10 protein-coding genes are annotated in these 9,331 nt (G+C 43.3%); 4 read left to right on the top strand and 6 right to left on the bottom strand.

Annotation, left to right across the window (positions count from 1 at the left end):
* Nucleotides 1-235: 235 nt before the first annotated feature.
* Nucleotides 236-964, top strand: a complete 729-nt coding sequence (locus IQ224_RS18580) for a GDSL-type esterase/lipase family protein (RefSeq protein ID WP_002747267.1) — start codon at nt 236-238, stop codon at nt 962-964.
* Nucleotides 961-1,119, top strand: a complete 159-nt coding sequence (locus tag IQ224_RS18575; protein ID WP_002738827.1) for a hypothetical protein — start codon at nt 961-963, stop codon at nt 1,117-1,119. The genes IQ224_RS18580 and IQ224_RS18575 overlap by 4 nt, the downstream gene beginning before the upstream one ends.
* Before the next feature lie 433 nt (nt 1,120-1,552).
* On the opposite strand, the gene rpiA is transcribed toward IQ224_RS18575, so the two are convergent.
* From rpiA to IQ224_RS18555, 4 genes are all read right to left on the bottom strand, one after another.
* Nucleotides 1,553-2,263, bottom strand: a complete 711-nt coding sequence (gene rpiA / locus IQ224_RS18570) for a ribose-5-phosphate isomerase RpiA (RefSeq protein WP_002747271.1) — start codon at nt 2,261-2,263, stop codon at nt 1,553-1,555.
* Between the two features lie 72 nt (nt 2,264-2,335).
* Nucleotides 2,336-2,866 (bottom strand): RNA recognition motiffamily protein, encoded by a 531-nt coding sequence (locus IQ224_RS18565; RefSeq protein WP_002747273.1) that lies wholly within the window; start codon nt 2,864-2,866, stop codon nt 2,336-2,338.
* Between the two features lie 44 nt (nt 2,867-2,910).
* Nucleotides 2,911-4,197, bottom strand: coding sequence for an RNA-guided endonuclease TnpB family protein (locus tag IQ224_RS18560; RefSeq protein WP_002747275.1), 1,287 nt, complete (start codon nt 4,195-4,197; stop codon nt 2,911-2,913).
* Between the two features lie 26 nt (nt 4,198-4,223).
* Complete coding sequence (locus tag IQ224_RS18555; RefSeq protein WP_002747277.1) at nt 4,224-4,481, bottom strand: hypothetical protein; 258 nt, start codon at nt 4,479-4,481, stop codon at nt 4,224-4,226.
* A 417-nt stretch (nt 4,482-4,898) separates the two neighbouring features.
* Here IQ224_RS18555 and IQ224_RS18550 point away from each other — a divergent pair, with 417 nt between their 5' ends.
* Nucleotides 4,899-5,099, top strand: coding sequence for an NblA/ycf18 family protein (locus IQ224_RS18550; protein WP_002739006.1), 201 nt, complete (start codon nt 4,899-4,901; stop codon nt 5,097-5,099).
* 133 nt (nt 5,100-5,232) lie between these two features.
* Complete coding sequence (locus IQ224_RS18545) at nt 5,233-6,114, top strand: universal stress protein (protein ID WP_194033337.1); 882 nt, start codon at nt 5,233-5,235, stop codon at nt 6,112-6,114.
* 517 nt (nt 6,115-6,631) lie between these two features.
* Here IQ224_RS18545 and IQ224_RS18540 read toward each other — a convergent pair.
* Nucleotides 6,632-7,720 carry a hypothetical protein gene (locus IQ224_RS18540; RefSeq protein WP_002747281.1) on the bottom strand — a complete coding sequence of 363 codons (1,089 nt, stop codon included), beginning with the start codon at nt 7,718-7,720 and terminating at the stop codon, nt 6,632-6,634.
* 320 nt (nt 7,721-8,040) lie between these two features.
* Nucleotides 8,041-9,114 carry a magnesium chelatase ATPase subunit I gene (gene bchI, locus IQ224_RS18535; protein ID WP_194033336.1) on the bottom strand — a complete coding sequence of 358 codons (1,074 nt, stop codon included), beginning with the start codon at nt 9,112-9,114 and terminating at the stop codon, nt 8,041-8,043.
* Between the last annotated feature and the right edge of the window lie 217 nt (nt 9,115-9,331).

Genomic DNA, 9,331 nt, shown 5'->3' with positions numbered 1-9,331 from the left:
ATACTTAATTTGTCCAGCCAACTGTTTTTTTGGGTGATCGCCTCTCCTCAAAAATAGTTACTTTGTACTATATGCCCATGCCAAAATCGGGGTTAATGCTCTATTTATTTCAAAATGAGAATTGCTGTCAGATAAGTTAACTGGCAGGAAAAAATTTTTAATGTAGTATAATACACGGACAGTTTAACCAAATTCGTTTATAAGTGTAAAGGACAACCGATTCGATCGAGCGATCATGCAAACTCTTTCTCGTTTACCTACTAAAGACAAAGCCCTAATCATGACCCATCCCCTCAAAATCGTCGCTTTAGGTGATAGCCTTGTGTATGGCTATGGCGACCCCGTGGGTGGCGGTTGGGCCGAGCGCCTACGTCGTTTGTGGATGGAAAGTGCCGGTCATGCCCTGTATAATTTGGGGATTCGCGGCGATCGAGTGGTACAAGTGTCCGAACGTTTAGAACAGGAATTTCGTCTCAGGGGGGAAATTCGCAATCGTCTCCCCGATCTGATTCTTCTCTCCGTCGGTGTTAATGATACAGCCCGTTTAGGCCGGCCCGATGGTCGTACTTATACCGATCACGATCTTTTTCAAACTCAAATCGAACATTTACTCACCCGGGCCCGTTCTCTTTGCCCGGTTTTGTTTATAGGTATGATTCCCGTGGATGAGCGGAAAATGCCCTTTTTAGATTGCTTTTACTTCAACCATGGCGATCAGTATAGTTTTAAGGAAACCACTAAACAAGCTTGTCTAGAGCAAAATATTCCCTATCTCGATTTATTTGATCTCTGGATGGACCGGGGTGATCTGTGGTGCCAAGAAAGATTAATGGAAGATGGACTTCATCCCAATGTGCAAGGCTATCAATCAATTTTAGAGGATATTTTAAACTGGTCGCCCCTCACCTCCTTTGTCGGTGTGGATGGTTTTATTCAACCGTTTACAGGAATTGCAGAAAAGTGATCTCCTCTGTTCTCAGTGGTTCTAGCGGCGCTACGGAAACCGTAAGAGACAGTAAAGAAACTGGTCAAACTAATCCTATTGAAAGATTAAATAATCATCTTCGACAAAGAGTTTTTAGAGCGTCGGGGTCAGTGACCGTCTATATTGTAATGTAACCGAACTTACCCCCTACATATCTACTAAAATGCTGAACAGGCAATTGCGCTACTCGTTCAAAATGTAGTAAATTGAGGGGTAGAATTTGCTAATCATTGCTCTGAATTTGTGACTCAATAAATTCTCGAAAAGCTGAATCAAAAGTTAATTTTTCCAGACTATATTTGATCGTAATTTTCCAAAAACTAGCTTGACTATAGCGTTTCCTGTTCGCAAAAGGTATATTGTCGATGGTGAAAAGCTTAATCAGCATCTCCCAATTATTGTCTTTAGGTCGCTAAAATTTCGTTTCTCGCCGTATTTCTCCTTTTTTTCTTGAGAATGAAATAGCCCTACCCTTATTAAGGGGGGTATCTGACAGTTTTTAACACCTAACTACTTAATAAAACAGGCCTGCGGCCTGTTTCACTATTAGCTTCAGGATAATTAAGCCTACTTAATCTCGCGGACTACCGGCTTACCGTCGATAATTTCACCGACGAGAATCAGATCAGCAACCCCGACAAATAAACCATTTTCTAAAACCCCCGGCATATTATTAATAGTTCTTTCCAAATCAGCCGGATCATCGATACTATCAAATTTAACATCGATAACTAAATTGCCTTGATCTGTCACCACGGGGCCGGCTTTTTTCACTCCCATGCGCAGGGAAGGTTTACCACCGAGGGCCTCTAATTTCAGCATCACCGGAGTCATGGCCATGGGTAACACTTCCACCGGCAAAAGAAAAGTCGATCCCAACTTATCCACCAGCTTATTGCCATCCACCACCACGACGAAAATATCGGCGAGACTATCGACAATTTTCTCCTGAGTATGGGCAGCACCGCCACCTTTAATCAGGTTTTTCTGGGGATCCACCTCATCGGCCCCATCGATAGCGATATCCATCTTCACGATGACATCGAGGGTAGTGAGGGGAATTCCGTACTTCCTCGCCAAAACCTGCGCTTGAAAAGAAGTGGGAACCCCGACAATATTGCTGATTTCCCCGCTTTGCAGTCTAGCACCGAGATATTCGATCGCGTAGGCCGTCGTTGAACCAGTTCCCAATCCCACGACCGAATTAGATTGAACTAGATTAGCGGCGGCCTTACCGACCTCCTGTTTCATGATAATGACTGGATCGATTGCTGTCATGATGCACATTCCTAAAAGCGATGTTTTGAACCTCTTAGTTATCGGCTATCCCTTGCCCTCTTGTCAATGGAATTAGGGATTAGTGGCCTGAGCTGCTAACATTTCCTTGAGTTTAGCCAATTCATTGGCCCAACGGGGATCTGGCTGTAAAGCGTCACCATCGCCGGTAACTTTCGGGGCATTATTGCCGCCCCGTTCAGCCTTGCGTTTTTTGCCGCCGCCGCCACCACCACCACTGGATTTGCGCGGTGCTGCCGTCGTCGGTTTCGGAGTCGGTCTTTCGACTTTTTCCGGGGTTTCTACGCTGGACTCTGGGCCTTCTGCTTCTTCTCCTTCTTCTTTACCTCCCTTGCTGCGGGGGAGAGCTTTCTCGATTTTGATCGGGTTTTCCATGAAGGATTGACCGTTGTATTTTTCGATAAACTGGTCAGCTAGTTCATCGCTAGGGACGGTAACAAAGGCAAAACCGCGACATTTGCCGGTTTTGCGGTCTTTGATGACTTTAGTGGTGATCGTATCCCCTTCATCGGCAAAAAGCGCCTGTAATTTTTCGCGCTCGACGGATTCTTTGGGTAAATTACCAACGTATAGACGAACGGACATGATGGATTCCTCCAAGTATAGGGTGATTTGACATACTCCCCCCGTCAAGCTACGCTGTGACGGGGGATTCTTTCCACATTGCTGTTAGAAATTCCTTGTTCAACGAGACAGCTTAGATTCTCAATGTCTCCATTAAGAATCCAGAGGCCGGACTCTCCCAAGGCGTTTGGGTCGGTTTCTGTTTGCCCAACAGTACCGTTGAGATAATTTCCCAAATATTGTAACCCTTTTTTAAGAATATTTATTGCTGCATTATGATCCCTATCTAAGACTGTTTTACAGTTAGGACATTGATGAGTTCTAGTGCTTAATGTTTTTTGCACTCTCGTCCCACAAACTGAACAATCTTGAGAAGTGAAATGCGGCGGCACAGCAACACAGACAATCCGATAAATCTTGGCAAAATAATTCAACCATTGAGTGAATTGATACCAAGAAGCATCAGAAATCGACTTGGCCAGCTTACGGTTTTTGACTAAGTTTCTTACCTTTAAAGCTTCATAGACTACCAGATCATTAGACTGGACTAACGCCAAAGCGTCTTTAATTGCTTTGTCTTTACGTTGTCTTGATACTTTCAAGTGAAGTTTAGCTACTTTTATCCGTTGCTTGTGATAGTTTTTAGACTGTTTGTTTCCTTGACGAAACTTTTTCGATAATCGTCGTTGTGCTTTTTTCAGTCGTTTTTCTGACTTTCTTAAATAACGTGGATTCTCTACAGCATTGCCTTGAGCGTCAGTATAAAACTCTTTTAACCCTAAGTCAATTCCTGTTATTTGTCCCGTCGGTTTATGGTATTCTTGCCGTTCTACGTCAATCAGAAACTGGCAATAATAACCGTCAGCACGTCTAATAACTCTTACCCGTCTAATCTGTTGCTCTGAATAATAAACTAAGGTCTTTTGACTACACCATAAATCAAATTCTCCTGCTTTAAAGCCATCAGTGAACTTGATTTTACGTCGATCATCTGATAGTTTGTATCCTGTTAGTTTATATTCAACCGAACGGTTATGTTTTTTGAACCGAGGAAAACCCTTTTTTCCCAGTATCTTAGCATGACAATTCTGATAAAATCTATTAATTGATTGCCAGGCTCTATCAGCAGCCGATTGACGAGCTTGAGAGTTTAATTTATTAACCCATGGTGTCTCTTTATTGTTAGCTAGTACCGCGCAAAGTTTTTGGAGATCATTGCGGGTTGTCCCTTGATTGTCCAGCCAATAACGAACACACGAATTACGCACAAACTGAGAAGTTTTGATAGCTTCATCAAGCCGGTGATATTGCTCTGGTGTTCCGTTTTTTAGCTTTGCTTCTACGACTAGCATCTAACAATCCTCGACCCTTGGCTAAGTTAATTATAACACAGTTTACCCACAGATGGTGGAATTAAACCGATGCTCTGCGGTTGATATTCTGGTCGGATTTCATCCCCCGCCAAGCTGAGTATCTTGTCGAAAAATGTAGCGGGGCATTCATCCGACATTTTAGGTAAAAACTTGTGCGACATTCCGTGCCTGTATGCTGATTTTTTTAAGGCAAACAGAGCTAAGGAGGATGTTTCCCAGCGATAAGCTTGTAGTTTCTGCACGATAGCGGCTGTGTCCGTCAATTTTGACTATCCTTAACGATTTCAACGAGAGGGACGGGATCTAGGGGTTACGTTTTTAGCTTTTAACAGGCCTAACCATTCAACTTACCCGATTTATGTCGCTCTTTTCGATTATTACAGAATGTTTACACAATTTGTCAAATATTTTCTCTCGCTCTGGGCTGCCTAAGTATAAATACTTAAGTATTTGTTCACAGTAAGCAAAATTTTATGAAAACTCTTGCTAAATGTATCATTATATGCTTCTTTCCTTCTGGCGGCGGGGTATCCTAGCTAACGGGAGGGAAAAAGCAAAACCCTCTCTACAGATACATTGACACTTTGTCAAGTATTTGTTACATTAGTTAAAGAAAAGAGGTGATACCAATCACCCATCTCGCTTGTGATCAACCACTGTCTTCATTGAGGAGGAACACCATGTCTCAACCGATCGAACTTTCCTTAGAACAACAGTTCAACATTCGTTCTTTTCAGACTCAGGTAGAAAAAATGAGTCAGGAGCAAGCGCAGGACTTCCTGATCAAGCTCTACGAACAAATGATGGTCAGAGAAAATATGTACAAAGCTTTTCTCAAACACCAGTGGGGTCTAGATTCTAATCCCTGGGCCCCCCAGTAACTCATTTCACCCCTGCGGGCGACCTCTTTCTCCAGCTGGGTTTCTGCGGAAACGAGCTAGGGATGCGGGGCGCATTTCTTCACCTTTTTAGCTATTCTTAGGGAAGAATAACCGAATTGCTAGGGGTTAATTTATGTTCGAGCGCGCTTTGATCTGTACAGATCTTTTCGATGGTCTCCATCGTCTTGTCCATTGTGTGCCACACTTAGCCCTGAGCGGCTTAAAACAAGTTATCTTCCTCCACAGTATTCCGGTTTGGGAACAACCCACCCTAGCTGCCGTAGATCAAGCAAAAATTGACGCGGCCAAAGAAAAATTATCTCCAGCTTTAGCAAATATTCCCGACGGTATGACAGTTATTGTCGAAATCTCTAACCGTCGTCCCGTGGATGCCGTGCGGGAAATCCTCGCGCATCACTCTATTGACGTGATTTTGATGGGAAATCCCATGCGCGGTGCTGTCCAAGAAAAATTATTCGGTAGTACCAGTTTAGCGATCGCAGGTATTACCGATATTCCGCTGCTGATTTTCCGACCGCAATTATTATCAGTTTATACTCGCGATGAATTGGCCCTGCGCTGTCAGCATCTCTGGAAACATTTATTAATTCCCTACGATGGCAGTCCCGACGCAATTTATCTAATTGAACAGATAGAAAAATACGCTCAAACCCGCGCCCCTGGCTCTTTTGAGCAATGTCTTCTCCTCCGGGTAGTGGAAAATATCAGTCGCGATCCCAGTGTCACCGAATACCGTTTAAATGATGCCCGTCGGGAACTAGAATCGGTGCAAGCGCGACTAGAAAAACTCGGTTTGCAAGTACAGAGCGAAGTGCGATTAGGAACACCTGTATTAGAAGTTTTGACGGCAGCAGAAGAAAATGATATAAGTGCGATCGCAGTGGCTACCTCCCATCGTTCTAATATGTTGGAATGGTTAGCAGTGCGTCGGATTAATGAAGATATTCTTCATCAACTGTGGTTTCCGCTCTTATTTTTCTCACCGAAGGGATAGACTGGAAAAAGGCTCTCTTGGGGATAAACCACAAAGGTACAAAGGACAGAGAGAGGAAGACAGATTCGAGCGCTAAAACCTATCACAAAAAAGACAAGAGAGCCGCAAAAATTTGGAGGAAATTAACTTAAGTAAGTAGGGTCTGCTGAATAATGGTAAAACCCTTTTAAAATAAAGCTTTTGACCTGTTAAAGTCCGATGTTCATGCTGCGAAAATAGGATAGGGACTTTCAAAAACCTTGCATTATCCTTCTTGTAGTACATCGATTGGTACAAAAAAACAAGGGCAACAAAGCCTGAAACGACCGGCTACTGACTCGGAGACTCCTGACTGCTACCCCCAGGAAAAACTTTTTCAGCAGACCCTAAGTAGTTACAATTAAATTGAAGATGGATTTTGCCTCTGAGCTACCCTGCCCCTACCCTTAATCCCCCTTGATAAGGGGGGTGTCTGATAATTTTTAATGCCTACCTACTTAATAATCAGAGGTTAAATTGGCTAAGTTAATCATTACTATTACCTCTCAAAGTATTCTACGATAGCTCTCGCTATCGATTCTGCACCATCTTTAGGCAGTTTAACCTTTAATCTGGGCGGTTGGGGGGCTTGGCGTAAAAAGTCCCAATTACCTTGAAAAAATTCTTCACTGCTAATGATTTGATGATAACTATAATCTTGGATTCCAGCCAATAAAATCGCTGATTCGGCGAAACCTTCTCGCATTAGGGAAACAATCGGCACCTCTAATTTTAAAGCCTCGGCAAAGGTACTATATCCCGGTTTGGAAATAATTCGATCGCACAGGGGCATAAAATCCACAGGACGATAGCTCCGATCTGGTTTATCCTGTAAGCGGACTAAATTGGGCAATTCGGGCGCGTTTTTTTCAAAAGTGATAAATTGCCAATCGGGAAAACTGGCGAGATTATTATATGGAATTGCTTCTAATCCTAACCCACCAAAACTCAATAAAATAGTTTTTTCTTTGGGGGCATTTAGCTTAAATTCCTGTCGCAATTGTTCTTCACTATAGCGGGGTGTCCCCCCGGTTAAATTTGCTTCTGTAACGTGAGGAAATGCTGTCATTTCTTCCGCTAAAGGCAGTTTAAACAAGCGATCGCATTGATTATAACAACCACTAATCCAATCACTAATACTGGCAAATTCTTCACCCCAATCACGATAGATAAAATCCCAACCGAAGTTACCAATCATCCAACAAGGAAGCCCCGCACTTTTGGCAATTAGTGCCGCTAAAGGCGGTAAATCGGCCACAACTAAACCCACACGATTAGTTTTAATAAAATTAACTTCACTGGCAATAATTGCCCTTGATTGAGCAATTATTTGTTCTAATTTTTCTTTGGTAGCTAATTTATCCATCGTTAAACTATCCGATTGGATTACCCCCACATCAAAACCCCGATGTCTTTGAATATATTCTCCAGATATATAGGAATCTAATAACCAGCGCGGAGCAGTGGTGACTAATATCGGCAAAATTTCGGGATTAAGTTCAATAATATTAGCTACCACCGAAGCACTGCGGACAGCATGGCCAAAACCATGATTAGTAACGGCAAAATAAACAACAGGACGAGACATATAAGTAGTCGTGTAAAATAAATTTCCTAGGGAAGATAGGCAAAAGGCAAAAGGCAAGAGGTGGTTAGATATGTGTAATTAATTTTGCTTAGGTACTTAGCAGTTATCTTAATGGTCAGATACGAAGTTTTCCTTTTGGGGAGTCGGGATACTCCGAGACGATGCCCTGTCAGATCATACTTGATCTTTAACACAAACGCTGTAATATCTAAGTAAAAGGAAAAAAGCGATTAAAATTCTCCCAGTCAGAGGTCAAAATAATGCTTTCATCACTTTTGACTATTAAAAAACCCTCTCTTCGCAGAGAGGGTGAATTAGATTTAGGAATTTTCCTCTAATCCAAAGACGCGATTAAAAGCTTTCAAGACTTTATAACCAGAATCGATCGATTCTAAGGGATCTTTCCGCAAACGGTGACGTAAACAGAGAACAATTACCCGACGGATATCATCTACCGTCACAGTTGTCCGTCCTTCCAAAGCGGCCAGAGCTTTAGCGGCGCGATTGGTAACGATATCGCCGCGCAATCCATCCACGTCCAACTCGGAACAAACCTCGGAAATTTTCACCCGCAGCTCATAATCAAGCTCCACGGAAGGCAAAAGATTCTGAGCCTTCACGAGCTTTCTTTGCAGTTCTTCCTGTTCTAAGTTGTATTTCTCTAAAAACGAGATCGGATTACCATCAAATTCCGCACGCTGTTCCACGATTTTGACCCGTAGAGGTGGTTCTTTGACTGTGTGAATCTCGGCGTGCATTCCGAAGCGATCGAGCAGTTGTGGGCGCAATTCTCCCTCTTCTGGGTTGCCTGATCCCACCAAAACAAACCGGGCCGGGTGACGGATGGAAATTCCTTCCCGTTCCACCGTATTCCAACCACTAGCGGCCGAATCCAATAGCACATCGACGAGGTGGTCGTCAAGTAAATTGACTTCATCCACATAGAGAATGCCGCGGTTAGCTTTGGCCAGCAAACCCGGTTCAAAAGCTTTTACCCCTTCTGATAGGGCCTTTTCGATGTCAATCGTGCCACAGACCCGATCCTCCGTCGCACCGAGGGGCAAATCTACCATAGTGACTTTTTTCTTGGCAACGGTCAAGGGGATGGCCTCGTCCACCTTTTGCCGCACCTCATCGCTCATTAAATCGGGATCATTGGGGTCAGAATTAAAGGGATCGTTAGCAACTACGTCAATTTCTGGTAAAAGGTCGACTAAAGCCCTAATTGTGGTCGATTTTCCCGTACCTCGATCCCCCATAATCATCACCCCGCCAATTTTGGGGTCGATGACGTTGAGCATTAGGGATAATTTCATTTCTTCCTGGCCGACAATAGCGGTGAAGGGAAAAACCACGCGGCGAGTTTTCGGAGGAGCTTGGGGAGTCACGGTCATAAGTGGATTCAAAAGTCAAGAGTTGTTGCGTAAAGAATTATATCTAGTGTGGGTTCTAGCCGTCAGCTTTCAGCAAAGCCTTATCATTGTAACCCACATTCCGCACCCTAAGCTGTCACAGAGAGAAATTACGGAGAGAAAAAATCAAAGTGAGCATAAAAATAAACATAAGGAGCGAAAAAAGGCATTTGAGAAACAGTAAAGCACCAAAAATGGC

The organism is Microcystis sp. LEGE 00066 (assembly GCF_015207925.1).
GTDB classification, from domain to species: Bacteria; Cyanobacteriota; Cyanobacteriia; order Cyanobacteriales; family Microcystaceae; genus Microcystis; species Microcystis ichthyoblabe_A.
This window is presented reverse-complemented; position numbering and strand designations above follow the sequence as displayed.